This is a genomic window from Thioclava sp. DLFJ5-1 (assembly GCF_002020115.1).
Classification (GTDB): Bacteria; Pseudomonadota; Alphaproteobacteria; order Rhodobacterales; family Rhodobacteraceae; genus Thioclava; species Thioclava sediminum.
The window spans coordinates 23,688-37,466 of record NZ_MPZU01000006.1; the positions used below are offsets into that span (position 1 = coordinate 23,688).

General features: G+C 64.0%; 13 protein-coding genes. 6 read left to right on the forward strand and 7 right to left on the reverse strand.

Features of this window, described 5'->3' with window-relative positions; genetic code table 11:
• Positions 1-35: 35 nt before the first annotated feature.
• The 4 genes from BMI86_RS17175 to BMI86_RS17190 form a co-directional block, all read right to left on the reverse strand.
• The gene (locus tag BMI86_RS17175) at positions 36-1,112 is read right to left on the reverse strand and encodes an ABC transporter ATP-binding protein (RefSeq protein ID WP_168173882.1); all 1,077 of its coding nucleotides are present in this window, start codon (positions 1,110-1,112) and stop codon (positions 36-38) included.
• A 31-nt stretch (positions 1,113-1,143) separates the two neighbouring features.
• A complete protein-coding gene (locus BMI86_RS17180; protein ID WP_078542422.1) occupies positions 1,144-2,619 on the reverse strand; it encodes a TCP-1/cpn60 chaperonin family protein in 1,476 nt (491 codons plus the stop codon).
• Complete coding sequence (gene pxpA, locus BMI86_RS17185; protein WP_246831757.1) at positions 2,616-3,374, reverse strand: 5-oxoprolinase subunit PxpA; 759 nt, start codon at positions 3,372-3,374, stop codon at positions 2,616-2,618. The genes BMI86_RS17180 and pxpA overlap by 4 nt, the downstream gene beginning before the upstream one ends.
• Positions 3,375-3,678: 304 nt before the next feature.
• Positions 3,679-4,341: a GntR family transcriptional regulator gene (locus BMI86_RS17190; RefSeq protein WP_143594851.1), complete on the reverse strand. Its 663-nt coding sequence runs from the start codon at positions 4,339-4,341 to the stop codon at positions 3,679-3,681.
• Positions 4,342-4,511: 170 nt separating this feature from the next.
• Between BMI86_RS17190 and BMI86_RS17195 the strand changes: the two genes are divergently transcribed.
• Genes BMI86_RS17195 through BMI86_RS17220 form a run of 6 tightly spaced genes read left to right on the forward strand, consistent with a single transcriptional unit; the run spans position 4,512 to position 10,412 of the window.
• Positions 4,512-5,378, forward strand: a complete 867-nt coding sequence (locus tag BMI86_RS17195) for an allophanate hydrolase subunit 1 (protein WP_168173883.1) — start codon at positions 4,512-4,514, stop codon at positions 5,376-5,378.
• Positions 5,375-6,349 carry a biotin-dependent carboxyltransferase family protein gene (locus BMI86_RS17200; protein WP_078542426.1) on the forward strand — a complete coding sequence of 325 codons (975 nt, stop codon included), beginning with the start codon at positions 5,375-5,377 and terminating at the stop codon, positions 6,347-6,349. Before BMI86_RS17195 ends, BMI86_RS17200 begins: the two co-directional genes overlap by 4 nt.
• A complete protein-coding gene (locus tag BMI86_RS17205; protein WP_168173884.1) occupies positions 6,342-7,424 on the forward strand; it encodes a phosphotransferase in 1,083 nt (360 codons plus the stop codon). Before BMI86_RS17200 ends, BMI86_RS17205 begins: the two co-directional genes overlap by 8 nt.
• Positions 7,425-7,428: 4 nt before the next feature.
• On the forward strand, positions 7,429-8,754 hold the full coding sequence (locus BMI86_RS17210) for an aminotransferase class III-fold pyridoxal phosphate-dependent enzyme (protein WP_078542428.1): 1,326 nt from the start codon (positions 7,429-7,431) through the stop codon (positions 8,752-8,754).
• Between the two features lie 24 nt (positions 8,755-8,778).
• A complete protein-coding gene (locus BMI86_RS17215; protein WP_246831758.1) occupies positions 8,779-9,027 on the forward strand; it encodes a biotin/lipoyl-containing protein in 249 nt (82 codons plus the stop codon).
• A complete protein-coding gene (locus tag BMI86_RS17220) occupies positions 9,024-10,412 on the forward strand; it encodes an acetyl-CoA carboxylase biotin carboxylase subunit (RefSeq protein WP_078542429.1) in 1,389 nt (462 codons plus the stop codon). Before BMI86_RS17215 ends, BMI86_RS17220 begins: the two co-directional genes overlap by 4 nt.
• A gap of 502 nt (positions 10,413-10,914) precedes the next feature.
• Here BMI86_RS17220 and BMI86_RS17225 read toward each other — a convergent pair.
• Genes BMI86_RS17225 through BMI86_RS17235 form a run of 3 tightly spaced genes read right to left on the reverse strand, consistent with a single transcriptional unit; the run spans position 10,915 to position 13,711 of the window.
• Complete coding sequence (locus BMI86_RS17225) at positions 10,915-12,219, reverse strand: TRAP transporter large permease (RefSeq protein ID WP_078542430.1); 1,305 nt, start codon at positions 12,217-12,219, stop codon at positions 10,915-10,917.
• The gene (locus tag BMI86_RS17230) at positions 12,216-12,692 is read right to left on the reverse strand and encodes a TRAP transporter small permease (protein ID WP_246831759.1); all 477 of its coding nucleotides are present in this window, start codon (positions 12,690-12,692) and stop codon (positions 12,216-12,218) included. Before BMI86_RS17230 ends, BMI86_RS17225 begins: the two co-directional genes overlap by 4 nt.
• Positions 12,693-12,727: 35 nt before the next feature.
• Positions 12,728-13,711, reverse strand: coding sequence for a TRAP transporter substrate-binding protein (locus BMI86_RS17235; RefSeq protein ID WP_078542431.1), 984 nt, complete (start codon positions 13,709-13,711; stop codon positions 12,728-12,730).
• Positions 13,712-13,779 lie beyond the last annotated feature (68 nt).

The following is a 13,779-nucleotide window of genomic DNA, read 5'->3' on the forward strand; positions in this document are numbered from 1 at the left end:
AGCCAGTTTTCCCGAAGGTGGACCGATCGACGCGATCAGCCCTTGTGTTCGGGGAAAATCACGGCGTCCGAGAGCTTCCAGCCGACCCGCGAGATGGCGCCCTTCTCGTTGGGCGCACCGTGCCAGGACCGAAGACGCAGCGTGCCCGCTTTCGTCTCGACCATCATGTCGGTGTATTTCCCGCGATAGACGCGGTTGGACAGGGTGGCATCGAGCCCGTCCTCGTCGGCTGCGACCGGTCCGATCCGTTCGGCCCGGATGGCAAGGTTGATGGCGCCGCCCGGCTGAATGTCAGAGGTGGCGAGAGTGCCGCGCACGACTGCGCCGCCGACCAGTTCCACCTCGCCGATCTCGCCGTCCTTGCGCAGAAGCTTGCCGTCGAGAATGTTCTCATAGCCCATGAAATCCGCAGCGAACCGCGTCACCGGGCGGTCGAACAGGTCGAGCGGCGCGCCGCTTTGCTCGATCCGGCCGTGCTTCATCAGAACGACGCGGTCGCTCATGGTCAGCGCTTCTTCCTGAGAGTGCGTGATGTAAATGAAGGTCATGCCAAGTTTGCGCTGAAGCTCCATGAGTTCCAGCTGCATGTCCTGACGCAGGCGTTCGTCCAGAGCGCCGAGCGGTTCGTCGAGAAGCAGGATCGCGGGACGGGTGACTACCGCGCGCGCAAGTGCCACACGTTGGCGTTCCCCGCCCGAGAGTTGCCCGATGGAGCGGTCGGCCTTGGCTCCGAGCTGCACCATCTCCAGCGCGCGCTTCGCTTCGGCCGTCGAATCCTGAGCCGTCCGGCCGCGGATGCGCAAGCCATAGGCCACGTTCTCGATCACGTTCATATGCGGGAACAGCGCGTAGTTCTGGAACACCGTGGTGCAGTTGCGCTTGGCCGCGGGCAGCCCCACGACATCTTCGCCCCCGATGCGCAGACGGTCGACCGAATAGGGAGTTTCCAGCCCGGAGATCACGCGCAGCATCGTCGTCTTGCCCGAGCCGCTGGAGCCGAGGATCGTCAGGAATTCGCCCTTCGCCGCTGACAGCGACACATCGGACAGCGCGGTGACCCTGCCGTACTTGTGGACGACATTGCTGACCTCGAGCATGGGTTCGCTGTGCATATCCTTCATTTCATGTCCTCAAGTCAGTCGTTCAGTGAGAGTGATGGGGCGTGCGCAGCACGGCCGTCTCAAGTGTCAGAATGCGCAATGCGAGCGACAGCGCGAGGTCGAGCACGTCGCGCGAAAGCCGGGCCGGGTCCCGCACAGAGTCGGCAGGAAGGACGCCGTCGAGGGGCTCCAGTCCGGCGTTGCGTCGCAAGGCGCGTCCGGTCGCGCGCAGAGCCTCGCCAACAAGGGCCCGGGCGGCGCGATCGGTAGGGTCGGACGGACGTTCGGCCTCTAGGCGCGCGGCGATTTCGGTAAGGCCGACGCCTCCACCTGTCAGGGTGCCGCCAGTTCGCGCCGAGCGCACCGAAGCAAGCGCACGTGCCATCCGTGCGCGCAAATCGGGTTCGGTCCTGTGCGGACCGATGAAAAGCTCGACCCAGCGTCCCGAGAGGCGGGCGTGGCGCCGTTGAGCATGTTCGCGGTCGAGAGCGAGGTAGCGGTTGCGCTCGATCTCGTGGGCGATGTCTTGAAGCCGCAGCGCGATGGCCGCGGCGTCGCCGGCGGGGGCGGAGAAGGTCACGTGATCTCCGCTGCGCCGGAACGCCTCTGCCGCACCGAGATGCTCAGGCGTGAGCGTGTCGAGTGTCTGGCCGGTCTCGTCATCCACGAGGGTCGCGCCGGTCGCGATCGCGAGGTCCCGCAGGATTTCGGCGGCGCGCGGGCCCTTGTCGCGCGTCGTGATCGCGGCCACGCGCAGAACGCCGGCCTGCCGGTTGCGCTCTAGAAGTTGCTTGGCGGCGCCCTCGAGCCCCCGCGCCGCGATCAGCAGCGACTTGCCGCTCTGGGCGAAACCTTCGATCACGGGGGCGAGGCGTTTGAAATCGGTCAGGATGTCGTTGACCACCAAAACGTGGACCGCATCCATATGCGTCAGTACCCCCGACAGGAGCGGCTCCATATCGGCGGAGAAACCTTCGACATGATCGAGGCGCAGCCCGGGCTCCGGCTGGTCGCTCAGCTCGACATGACCCTCGGCCCCTGCGAGTTCGAGCGCGCGATCCAGGGCATCGGTCGCGTCGGGGGGAAGGGCTGCAGCGGCGAGGATACCTTCGTTATCATCGGCGTCTTCCGTGGCGGCCTCGAAATGGCGCGCAATCTCGGGGCGCAGCGCATCGACAGAGCGGATAAGGTGCGAAGGATGCACACCCGCGGCGACGGACCGACGTCCGGTCGCCAGCGCGGCGCCGGTCATCACGGCCATGCGCGAGGTTCCGTCGCCCAGATCGCGGTCCGCCGACACCAGCGCTTCCCGCAGAAGCACCTCGCTCGTCCCGTCCGCGCAGAAATGACGGGCGATTTCCGTGCCGGTGGTGGCGCGTCGCACGCGCGTGCCAAGGGTATAGAGCGCCGCGCGCCCGTCGGGGCCGAGCTTGGCCGCAATCGCGCGCAGAACCGGCGCAAGATCGTCTGCCAGCTCCGCCTGAAGCGGGTTGCCCGATATGATGCGCACGGCGGTCATGCGGTGGTCAGCCTCGCCTCATCCATAAGAACCTGATGAACCGCCTTCGCGACGGCGATCGCGTTCGGGGTGTCGGAATGGACGCAGATGCTTTCGGCGACGACCGACACGTCCTTGCCGCTCACGGCGGTGGTCATGCCTTCGAGCACGGCGCGGCGAACCTTCTCGGCGACGGCCTCAGGCGGGACGCTCTCATGCTCGCGCGAAATGATCTGGCGTCCGTCGTCACCATAGTCGAGGTCAGCATAGAACTCGCAGCTGAAAGGGATTCCGCGGCGGGTGAAAACCTCCGACATACAGCAGTCGGAATAGGCGATCACCGGCAGGCCGAGCGCTTCGGCCGCATCCGCAACGCCTTCCGCCACGTGCATCTCGTTCTGAGCCATGCCGAAGAGCGCGCCGTGCGGCTTGATGTGCGAGAGCGTGAGCCCTTCGGCCACGGCCAGCGCTTGCAGCGCGCCCGTCTGGTACATGATGAGCGCGTAGATCTCGTCGCGGCGCATCTGCATCCGCCGCCGCCCGAAGCCCTCACGGTCGGGCAGGCCGGGGTGGGAGCCGACATTGATGCCCGCGGCCTTCGCTTTGCGCAGGGTGTCGCGCATGACCACCGGGTCGGAGGCATGGAAGCCGCAGGCGATGTTGGCGTGGGTGACGAAGGGCATGCAGGCCGCGTCGTCGCCGAACGCGTAAATCCCGAAGGACTCGCCCATATCGCAATTGATCGTCACCATCTTCGCCTCCAAATGATATATCATGTATCCTATAACGACGATATCACCACCTTGTGTCAAGTTAATCTTTCCCGAGGGGAAGCAGGTCGGGGCCGAAAACGTATGGCGCCTCTTTGCGTCGCAAACGAAAATCGCGTGACGAGAGCGAATCTGGGCGGGTGGCAGTTTTTTTGGGCAGGGCAGGGATGTCGGCAGCGAGGCGGGTGGGGCGCGGTTTGGTCGCCGGATGCTGCCGGGGCATTTTGCGCAGGGCCTGCTGCGCAAAAAAAGAAGGGCGGCACGATGCCGCCCCGGTGGGTGTCTACTTGGGTTCTGGCCGTGGTCGCGCTCAGGCCCCCTCGGTCAGCGGCATCAGCGGAAGCAATGCTTTCGCGGCAATGTCGATATCCTGCCGCATGAACCGACCCGCTGCTTCCGCGTCGCGCCGCTCGATCGCTGCGAGGATATTGCGGTGTTCGTCATTGGCGTGGTGTTTGAAGTGCTCATCGTCGAAAAGGCCGGTAAAAACCGGGCCAACCTTTAGCCATAAGTCATTGATAAGCTGAAGAAGTTCCGGATTGTTAGCGCGGCGGTAGACGGTGAAGTGGAATTCGCGGTTGAGGGTCAGATAGCCTGCGGAATCATGGCGTTTCGCGACCTCTTCCACTCGCGCGGTCAGCTCCGAGAGCTGTGCGATTTCGTCCTCGGTGAACTTGTCGACGGCCAGTTCCGCCGCCATTCCTTCAAGCGCGGCGCGGATTGGCATGAGCTCGCGAAAGCGTCTTTGCGTCATGCGGGGCACCACGATCGACCGATTCGGCAGCACTGTCAGAAGGCGCTCGGCGACGAGCCGTTGAAGCGCTTCGCGGATCGGGGTGGCGGAGATCCCGTAATTCGCCGCGAGCGTGCGGATAACCAGCGGCTCCATCGGGATAAAAAGGCCCTCCTGCATCCCGTCCCGGATCGCGTGATACGCCTGGTCGCTCAATGACTGGTGCTCAATCTTCTTCACTCGAATGCCTTTCGCTGCGCGTGGTCCGCTTCCCAACTTGGTATCTCACTTTGTGTCGACGGGTAAAGGCCGTTGACGCTAATTGATATATCATATACTCCAACTGAGGAAGATCCAGCGGCAAAGTCGCGCGGATGCGTCGAAAAATAGCCGAGAGGAGAACAGGTCGAATGCTTCACGAAGCTCTGCGATTCTATCCCGGAGGAGATCGCGCGATCGAGGTCGAGCTGGGTGACGGGATGGATTTCACCATCAACTTCATCGTTCATCGACTTGTCGCTGCCGTACGAGAGGCGCGGATCGCGGGTCTTGTCGATCTGATCCCCGAGCTGGCCTCGTTCCAGGTGAACTACGATCCCGACCGTATCTCCTACGAAGACCTGTGCCACGAGATCGAAGCGCTTTATGCGGAGATGGGGCGCGGGGTGACGGGAACGCTCGCAAGCCGGCTGATTACCATTCCTGTGCTCTATTTCGATGAGAAGACGGAAGCCTGCGTCGAAGACTACCGCAAGGACTATCCCGAGAAGACGCCCGATCCCGAGTTGATCTGCGAGTTGAACGGGTTGCCGGATCGTGCCGCGCTGCGCCGCCGTCACGCCTCGACCGAATACTGGGTTGCGGCGCTCGGCTTCTGGCCCGGTCTGTGCTCGCTGCTCGCCCTCAATCCCACTGCGCGGATCATCGCGCCGAAATACAATCCGCCGCGCACCCATACCCCGAAAGGGGCGGTCGGTCTTGGTGGTGCGTTGACCTGTATCTATCCGGACGCGACGCCGGGCGGCTATCAGCTTATCGGCCATACGCCGGCGCCGACCTATGATGGGGCGCAGCGGCTTCCCGACTTCGCGGACAGTCTCGCGCTGTTCCGGGCTGGCGACCGGGTTCGGTTCAAGCCCGTCGAACGCGATGAATACAGCGAGATCGAAGCGCGCGTCGCCGAGGGTTCCTTCCGCCACGATATCGTCGATTACCAGGTCTTCTCGGTCGACCGCTATCTCGACTGGGCCAAGGCGCAAGAGGAGGCCGCCAAATGAGCCGCACCATCACCACGGTGAAGCCGGGTCTTCAGACCTGTGTGCAGGAGCTTCCGGGGCGCGAGGGCTTTCTGGAACAGGGATTCCCGCTCTCGGGTCCCTTCGACGCCTGGTCGTTCAGACAGGCCAATATCCTTGTCGGCAATGACCGCGACACCGCTGCGCTGGAGTGCCAGTTCATGGGGCCGACCCTGACTTTCGATGCCGACATGCTGATCGCCGTCACCGGCGCGGACATGTCGCCCGCGCTCGACGGCGCGCCGATCCCGATGTACGCGACCGTCGCGGTCTCGGCGGGCCAGACGCTGACCTTGGGCTTCGCCAAGACCGGCGCGCGGGCCTATCTCGCCATCTCTGGCGGGATCGCGACCGAGCCGGTTCTGGGTTCGCGCGCCGTGTTCCATCAGGCGGGCGTCGGCGGTCATGCCCTCATCGCCGGTCAGACGCTGCCGGTCGGCGTCTCGGAGACGAGCGCCCTCTACGTTCTGCCCGAATCCGCGCGCCCGGTGATCGGCATCGACCGCGTTTGGGAGGTCGAGGCGCTGTGCGGGCCGAATGACGACTGGCTCGACGAGGCGACGATCGAGATGTTCTTTTCGACCGACTGGCAGATTCAGACAAAGAGCAGTCGCACAGGTATTCGCCTGACCGGCCCGGAATTCGGGTTTTCCGACAAGGCATTGAACAAATCCCCGGATCACGGGCAGGACCCGTCGAACATCATCGACCACGGCTATCCGATGGGGGCTGTGAACCTTGCCGGTCAGACGCCGATCATCCTCGTTAATGACGCGCCGAGCACCGGCGGCTTCATCAACCCCTTCACCATCGCGAGCGCCGCATTCTGGAAGTTGGCGCAGGCCAAGCCGAACGAGACCCTGCGTTTTCGCCGCGTGGACCGCGACGGCGCAGCGGCGCTGCGGGCCGAAATCGATGCAAAAACCAAACCTGAGATTCTGGAAAATGCCTGAAGCGATGATGACAGACGGCTCTGCGGTCGACCAAGACTCCCTTCTGGCTGGGCTGTTGGCCAGCGCACCGCCGCGGTTGACGCCGGATCAGGCCCAGACGCTTTTGCACGATCACTGGGGGATCGACGGTTCCGCACATGAAATCGCCTGCGAGCGGGACCAGAATTTCCGCATCGTGACCGGGACTGGGCAGGACTACATTCTGAAGATCTCGAATGCGGTCGAGGACCCGCTCAACACGGAGTTCCAGACCGCGGCGCTGCGCTGGGTTGCCCGGGTCGATCCCGAGCTTCCACTTCCGCGCGCGGTGGCTGCGCTCGACGGTGCGTTCACGCAGCGGCTAAAGCTGCCGTCGGGGCGCACCAGCGTGGTGCGGGTTCTGTCCTGGCTTGACGGCACGCCGCTGCATCACGTGCCGATGACGGCGCAGATGCAATCCGGGATCGGCGCGATGACGGCGCGGCTGGGCCGGGCGCTCGAAGGGTTCGACCATCCGGGTGCGCGCCATGAACTGCTGTGGGACATCCAGCATCTCCCGCGCCTGCGCCCGTTGACCGAGAGCCTCGGCGAGGACGCGGTGGCGGATGCGGTGCGGCGCGAGCTCGATCATTTCGAGGCGCAGGTTGCCCCTGCGCTCGGCGGTCTGCGCCGTCAGGTGATCCATAACGACATGAACCACCACAACATCCTCGTGGATGCGAGCGAGCAGGACCGGATCACCGGCATTCTCGATTTCGGCGACATGGTGAACACTTATCTCGCCATCGATGTGGCCGTCGCCGCCTCCTATCTGGCGAGCGAAGACGATCCGCGCGGGGCCATCGCGCGTCTCGTGGCCTCCTATCACGCCGTCCTGCCGCTCGAGCGCGAGGAGGTGGAGCTGCTACGCGATCTGACGGTGGCCCGGCTCGTGGCCTCGATCACGATCACGAACTGGCGTGCGGCGCGCTACCCCGAGAACGCCGCTTACATCCTGCGCAACAACGGGCCAGCCCGCACGGCCATGGCCCGTTTCGCGACCCTTCCCACCCAGGACGTGACCCGGGCTTTGCTCAGCGCGTGCGATATGGAGTGAACGCATGAATATTGACACCGGCATGGTGAACGCCTTCCAAGAAGGCGCCACGGATCTCGACCCTGAAACGCGCGAGATGATCGAGCGGCGCAAGGCGCTGCTTGGTCCGGCGTATCGTCTCTTCTACGACAAGCCGTTGCATCTCGTGCGCGGCGAGGGGGCCTGGCTCTTCGATCAAGAAGATAACGCTTATCTCGATGCCTATAACAACGTGACCTCCATCGGCCATTGTCATCCCAAGGTGGTCGAGGCGATCGCGACGCAGGCCGGCATCCTCGCGACCAACACCCGCTATATCCACGGCAGCATCCTCGATTATGCCGAACGGCTTCTGAACACGCTGCCGGACGAGATCGGGCACATGATGTTCACCTGCACCGGGTCCGATGCCAACGACCTCGCCGTGCGCATCGCGCAGGCCTATACCGGGGGGCTCGGGATCGTCGTGACGGAGACGGCTTATCACGGCATCACCCAGTCGGTTTCCGAGTTTTCCCCCTCGCTCGGCGCGAATGTCGATCTCGGTCCGCATGTGCGTACCGTGCCCGCGCCGGATGCCTATCGTCAGGGCGAGGACATGCCGGCGAATTTCGCCGCCGCCGTCGAGGCCGCCTTCGCCGATCTGAAGCGGCACGGCATCAAGCCCGCACTCTTCATCTGCGACGGTATCTTCGCCAGCGACGGGGTCTTCGACGGGCCGCGCGGTTTCCTCAAGGGGGCGGTCGACGCGGCGCATGCGGCTGGTGCTGTCTACATCGCCGACGAAGTGCAGTCGGGCTTCGGACGAACCGGAGACGCGCTCTGGGGCTTCCAGCGTCATGACGTGGTCCCCGACCTCGTCACCATGGGCAAGCCGATGGGCAATGGCTACCCGGTCGCGGGCGTTGCCGTGCGTCCGGAGCTGGTCGAGGAATTCGGGCGCAAGGCGCGGTATTTCAACACTTTCGGGGGCAACGCGGTCGCGATCGCCGCCGCGACCGCCGTGCTCGACGTGATCGAAGGCGAGGGGCTGACCGAGAACGCGCGCGAGATCGGTGCCTATCTTCAGGACGGGATCCGCGCTCGGGCGGAGGCCCATCCTTGCATCGGAGACGTCCGGGGCGCGGGGCTGTTCCTCGGGGTCGAGATCGTGTCTGACCGCGCCGCCAAGACGCCGGATGCGGCCGCGACGTCGGCCATCGTCAACGGTCTGCGGGAGGAACGTGTGCTGATCTCGGCCTGCTCGAAGACGCATAACGTTCTCAAAATACGCCCGCCGCTCGTCTTCACCCGAGAGAATGCCGACCAGTTGCTGGCCGCCTTCGACCGGGTTCTCGCCCGCATCAAGTAACACGAGACCAACAGGAGGCCCGATATGGCCATCACGCAAATCGAAGCTGCACTTCCGGGGCTCGTCTTTCACCGCCCGTCGCCTGAAGCCGAGCCGTTCAAGGCGCCCGGCGATGCCGTGGCTGTGGGGGATACTCTCGCGCTCGTGGAGGTCATGAAGTCCTACATTCCGATCGAGGCCGAGGTGGCGGGAACCTTCAAGGGTTACGCAGCGCCCGACGGCGAGAGCATCGAGCCGGGCGATGCGCTGTGCGAGATCGAGGTGTCCGAATGACGTCGCAGGGTTCCGGCATTAAGAAGCTTCTGATCGCGAACCGCGGCGAGATCGCCGTGCGCATCATCCGAGCAGCGCGAGATCTGGGTATTCGCACCGTACAGGTCGTGTCGGAAGCCGACCGCGATATGCTGGCCGCGCGGATGGCGGACGAAGTGATGGTGATCGGGCCGGCGCCGGCGACGAAATCCTATCTCGACATCGACGCGGTCCTGAAAGCGGTGTCGGAGAGCGGTGCGGATGCGGTGCATCCCGGTTACGGCTTCCTCTCCGAGAGCGCCGAGTTCGCCCGCCGCGTAAGCGAGTTGGGCGTGACCTTCTGCGGCCCCGACGCGGCCACGATCGAGCGGATGGGTGACAAGGTAAACGCGCGCACGGCCGCCATCGAGGCAGGCGTGCCGGTGGTCCCGGGCAGCGACGGACGTGTCGACGGTCTCGACGCGGCGGTCGAGGTGGCTGAACGGATCGGCTACCCGGTGATGATCAAGGCTGCCGCTGGCGGTGGCGGGCGCGGTATCCGTATCGCCAATACCCGAGAAGAGCTGATCGCCGCACTCCCCACGGCGATGAACGAGGCACGGGCCGGGTTCGGCGATGACGGGATCTATATCGAGGCCTTCATTCGCAACGCGCGTCATATCGAAGTGCAGATTCTCGGCGACGGCACCCGTGCGGTCCATTTGTTCGAGCGGGAATGCTCACTCCAACGCCGCCGTCAGAAGGTCTGGGAAGAAGCGCCCGCCGTGGCCCTTCCGGACGCGATGCGCGCCGATCTTTGCGCCGCTGCGGTGCGCCTGGCCGAGGGCGTTTCCTATCGCGGGGCAGGGACGCTGGAATATCTCTACGACATGGACCGAGAGGCGTTCTATTTCATCGAGATGAATACGCGCATCCAGGTCGAGCACCCGATCACCGAGATGATCACCGGCGTCGATCTCCTGCGCGAGATGCTTCTGATCATGGGCGGCGAGCCGCTGTCGCTCAAGCAAGAGGATATCACCGCGCGGGGGCATGCGATTGAAGTTCGCATCAACGCCGAGAATCCTGACAAGAATTTCTTCCCCGCCCCCGGTGTTCTCGAAACTTTAAAGGTTCCGGGCGGGCCGGGCGTGCGCTTCGACACCGGCGTCTGCGAGGGCGACACGATCCCTCCTTATTACGATTCACTCCTTGGAAAGCTCATCGTCTGGGACCGTACTCGCGACGCCGCCTTGGCGAAGCTGGCAGGCGCGCTCGGCGAACTTCAGATCGGTCCGAAACCGACCACAGCGAGTCTTCATGCCGCCTTGTTGATGGCGCCGGACATCATCTCCGGCTCGGTGTCGACGCTTTGGCTCGAAGACTGGCTGGCGACGCGGGCTGAAGACATTCGCAAGTCCGCCTGACGACCGGGCGGATCGCGGTTCCCGAGGAAGGAACCCTCCGATCGCTCGCGGTGATCGGGGCGCTCTCTTGAGGGTCATTCGCCCGTGCATCCGGCCTTGCACGCGGCGACCTGAAAGCCATCGCCACAAGCCGTATCGTCGGCTTTGAAGATGAGGCGATAATCGGCGCTGCTGAAGCTGCGGGCGCGCGTATCAATGTGTCTCACGTTTCGGAAGTGTCGGACATGGCGCGCACGCCAAGCACTTCAACGCGTTTTGGGAGCAGGCCCTGAGCTCGCCCAGGGTTGATACACAAAACCGCCAATCGACGCGCTATGCCATTTCCGGCGAATTTGATCTGAACGGAAAGCTTCGCATAGCAGACATTGCGGTAAAGCGCAGCGATTGACGGCTATCCGCCCATCGCCGTCAGAGCGTCGCAGTTGGCCCTTCGCTGTCATTCATGTCCCGCGAGACCGATGTCCGCATTCAATTTTTTCTTTAACGATAGCCAGAAATCGCTTCACCCGAACATCGAATCCGGGATCAGCGTCGCGATTTGCGGGAAGATGATGATCAGCAGCAGCGCGAGGATCATCGCGAAGAGGAAGGGCAGCACGCCTTTGAAGACGGTGGTCATCGGCACATCCTGCGCGACCCCTTTCACGACGAAGACATTGAGCCCGACCGGCGGGGTGATCATCCCCATCTCGATCACGATCACCGCGACGACGCCGAACCAGATCGGGTCGAAGCCCAGCTCCTGGATCACCGGGAAGACGATCGGGATCGTGACCACCAGCATCGACAGCCCGTCGAGGAACATGCCCAGCACCACATAGGCCGCGATGATCATGACGAGCGTGCCATAGGGCCCGAGACCGAACCCCACCATCGCATTGCCCAGCGTTTCCGGAATATGCGTGACAGCGAGGAAGGGGTTCAGCACATTCGCCCCGATCACGATCATATAGAGCATCGCCGAGGTCTTCAGCGTCTCCAGCACGGCGGATTTGAAGCCCGTCCAGTCGATCGCGCGCATCGCAATCGCCAGCAGCAGCACGAGGCCCGCGCCGATGGCCGAGGCTTCGACCGGCGTGAAGACGCCTGCGTAGATGCCGCCGATCGAGACCGCGATGATCCCCATCAGCGGGCCTGCGCGCCCCAGAAGACGGAATTTCTCGCCCGCGGATACCGGTTCGCCGCGCGGCCCGGCCTTGGGGTTCAGCGTCGCGATCAGCCAGATCGTCCCCATGAACAGCCCCATCAGCAGGAGCCCCGGCAGGATGCCCGCCATGAACAGCCGCCCGATCGATTCCTCGGTTAGGATCGCGTAGAGGACAAAGCCCGTCGAGGGCGGGATCAGGAAGCCCAGAGTGCCGCCTGCCGCGATGGCGCCGGTGGACAGCGCATCGCCGTAACCCAGACGCTTCATCTCGGGCAGAGCGACCTTGCCGATGGTGACGGCCGTCGCGACCGACGAGCCCGACACCGCGGAGAACACCGCGCAGCCCAGCACCGAGGAGGAGGCGAGCCCGCCCTTGAACCGTCCGACCCATGCGAAGGCCGCGTCGTATAGCGCGCGCGAGAACCCTGCGACCGAGGCGATATTGCCCAGCAGGATGAACATCGGCACGACGATCAGGTTGTAATTGGACACCGTCGAATAGCTCTCGGTCAGCATCACGGCGCCTGCTGCGCGGGTCCCTTCCAGAATCCACAGCCCGAAATAGCCCACCAGCAGCATGGCAAAGGCGACGGGCGTGCGCAGGATCATCAGCGCGAAGAGCGCGCCGATCCCGGTCAAACCGGCTTCCAGAGGCGTCATGGACGGCCCTTTCCGATAGCGATGATGAGGAATTGCACGGCAAGCACGATCACGCAGAGAGACATGCCGGCGGCGATGAAGGCGTAGAACGGCCAGAGCGGAATGCCGAGCATGTTGGTGGTGTCACCGAATTCGCGCGCATCGAGCATCTTCAGCCACGCCCGCTGCACCAGCACGCTCAGCACCCAGGCCGACAGCGCGCGCGACATCAGGTCACCGAGAAAGCGGCCCCAGCGGCCGATCACCCCGTCGAGAACGTCGACACGGACATGGCCCTCATAGGAGGTGCAATAGGGCAGAGCGAGCATCACCACGCCCACCGAGGCCAGCTGCACCACCTCGTTGATCCCGAGGATCGGCATGGCGAGCGCATAGCGCGTGAAGACCCCGACAAAGACCAACCCCAGCACCAGCATCAGGAACATCCCCGACAGCGTCGCCAGCAGGAGGTTGGCCCGGTTGAACCATATCAACCAGGCCGGGAGCTTCGTATGTTCGGAAGCGGCGCTCACTTGTCCGCCTTCAGCGTATAGACGATTTTCTGTGCGTCGCCGCCGGTCTTTTCGACGACGTCGGAGACGATACCGGCCGAGAGCTCGTCAAAGGCTTTTGCCTCATCCGTACTCAGCTCGATCACTTCCTTGCCCTCGGTATTCTTGAAGCCCTCGATGCCCTTCTGCGCAACGGCGAGCTGGCTTTGCTGACCGTGCATCGCGGTATCCTTGCCGGCGGCGTCGATCGCGGCCTTGTCTTCGTCGGAGAGCGAGGCGTAGGCGTCACGGTTCATCAGGATGAAGAAGGGCGAGTTCGTCGTCTTCATGCCCATCGTGATGTAATTGGCGACTTCGCCCAGCTTGAAAGCATTGATGCCGGTGCCGTCGATCATCGCGCCGTCGATCACGCCGGTCTGCATCGCGTTGTAGATTTCCGAGACCGGCATCGAAACCGGCGTGCCACCCCAGGCTTCGACCAGCAGGCCGGTGTTGCGCGAGGGCACGCGGATCTTCATCCCCTTGAGGTCGTCGGGGCTGCGCACGGCCTTGTCGCGGGTGAACAGCAGGTTCTCCGCGCTCGACCACAGGGCCACCAGATGGGTGCGACGATATTCGGAGCTGAAGAGATCGAGATGCTTGTCGAGATCCGCAGTGCCGGTCTGCTCGTCCAGAACGCCCGGAAGCTCGGCCAGCAGCGTGAGCGGGAATTGCGAGGCGGTATAGCCCGGCAGGGACACCGCGAATTCCGCGACGCCATCGACGACACGGCTATATTGCTCGACCGGACCCGCGCCCAGCTCGCCGCCATTGTAGAGCTTCACCGTGACGTCGCCATCGGTCTTGGCCGCAACCTCATCCGCGAAGGGCTGGAAGGTCGAACCGACATAGGGATGCCCCGCTGGCATGAAGTTGGCGAATTTCATTTCCTCGGCCGATGCGCTGCCTGCAACGAGTGCTGTACCCAGAGCCAAAGCTGCGACTTTGCTGCGAATGGTCATAATTTCCCCCCGGTGGATGGACGTGGCGAGGCTCTCCTCCACCCGTCACGTTTCATGCCTCTTCCATC

What these genes read in the sequence shown, in the direction of transcription:
- BMI86_RS17215 (WP_246831758.1), top strand. Translation starts at nt 8,779, where the DNA reads ATGGCCATCACGCAAATCGAAGCTGCACTTCCGGGGCTCGTCTTTCAC.
- BMI86_RS17210 (WP_078542428.1), top strand. Translation starts at nt 7,429, where the DNA reads ATGAATATTGACACCGGCATGGTGAACGCCTTCCAAGAAGGCGCCACG.
- BMI86_RS17195 (WP_168173883.1), top strand. Translation starts at nt 4,512, where the DNA reads ATGCTTCACGAAGCTCTGCGATTCTATCCCGGAGGAGATCGCGCGATC.
- pxpA (WP_246831757.1), bottom strand. Translation starts at nt 3,374, where the DNA reads ATGATATATCATTTGGAGGCGAAGATGGTGACGATCAATTGCGATATG.
- BMI86_RS17175 (WP_168173882.1), bottom strand. Translation starts at nt 1,112, where the DNA reads ATGCACAGCGAACCCATGCTCGAGGTCAGCAATGTCGTCCACAAGTAC.
- BMI86_RS17225 (WP_078542430.1), bottom strand. Translation starts at nt 12,219, where the DNA reads ATGACGCCTCTGGAAGCCGGTTTGACCGGGATCGGCGCGCTCTTCGCG.
- BMI86_RS17180 (WP_078542422.1), bottom strand. Translation starts at nt 2,619, where the DNA reads ATGACCGCCGTGCGCATCATATCGGGCAACCCGCTTCAGGCGGAGCTG.
- BMI86_RS17235 (WP_078542431.1), bottom strand. Translation starts at nt 13,711, where the DNA reads ATGACCATTCGCAGCAAAGTCGCAGCTTTGGCTCTGGGTACAGCACTC.
- BMI86_RS17205 (WP_168173884.1), top strand. Translation starts at nt 6,342, where the DNA reads ATGCCTGAAGCGATGATGACAGACGGCTCTGCGGTCGACCAAGACTCC.
- BMI86_RS17220 (WP_078542429.1), top strand. Translation starts at nt 9,024, where the DNA reads ATGACGTCGCAGGGTTCCGGCATTAAGAAGCTTCTGATCGCGAACCGC.
- BMI86_RS17200 (WP_078542426.1), top strand. Translation starts at nt 5,375, where the DNA reads ATGAGCCGCACCATCACCACGGTGAAGCCGGGTCTTCAGACCTGTGTG.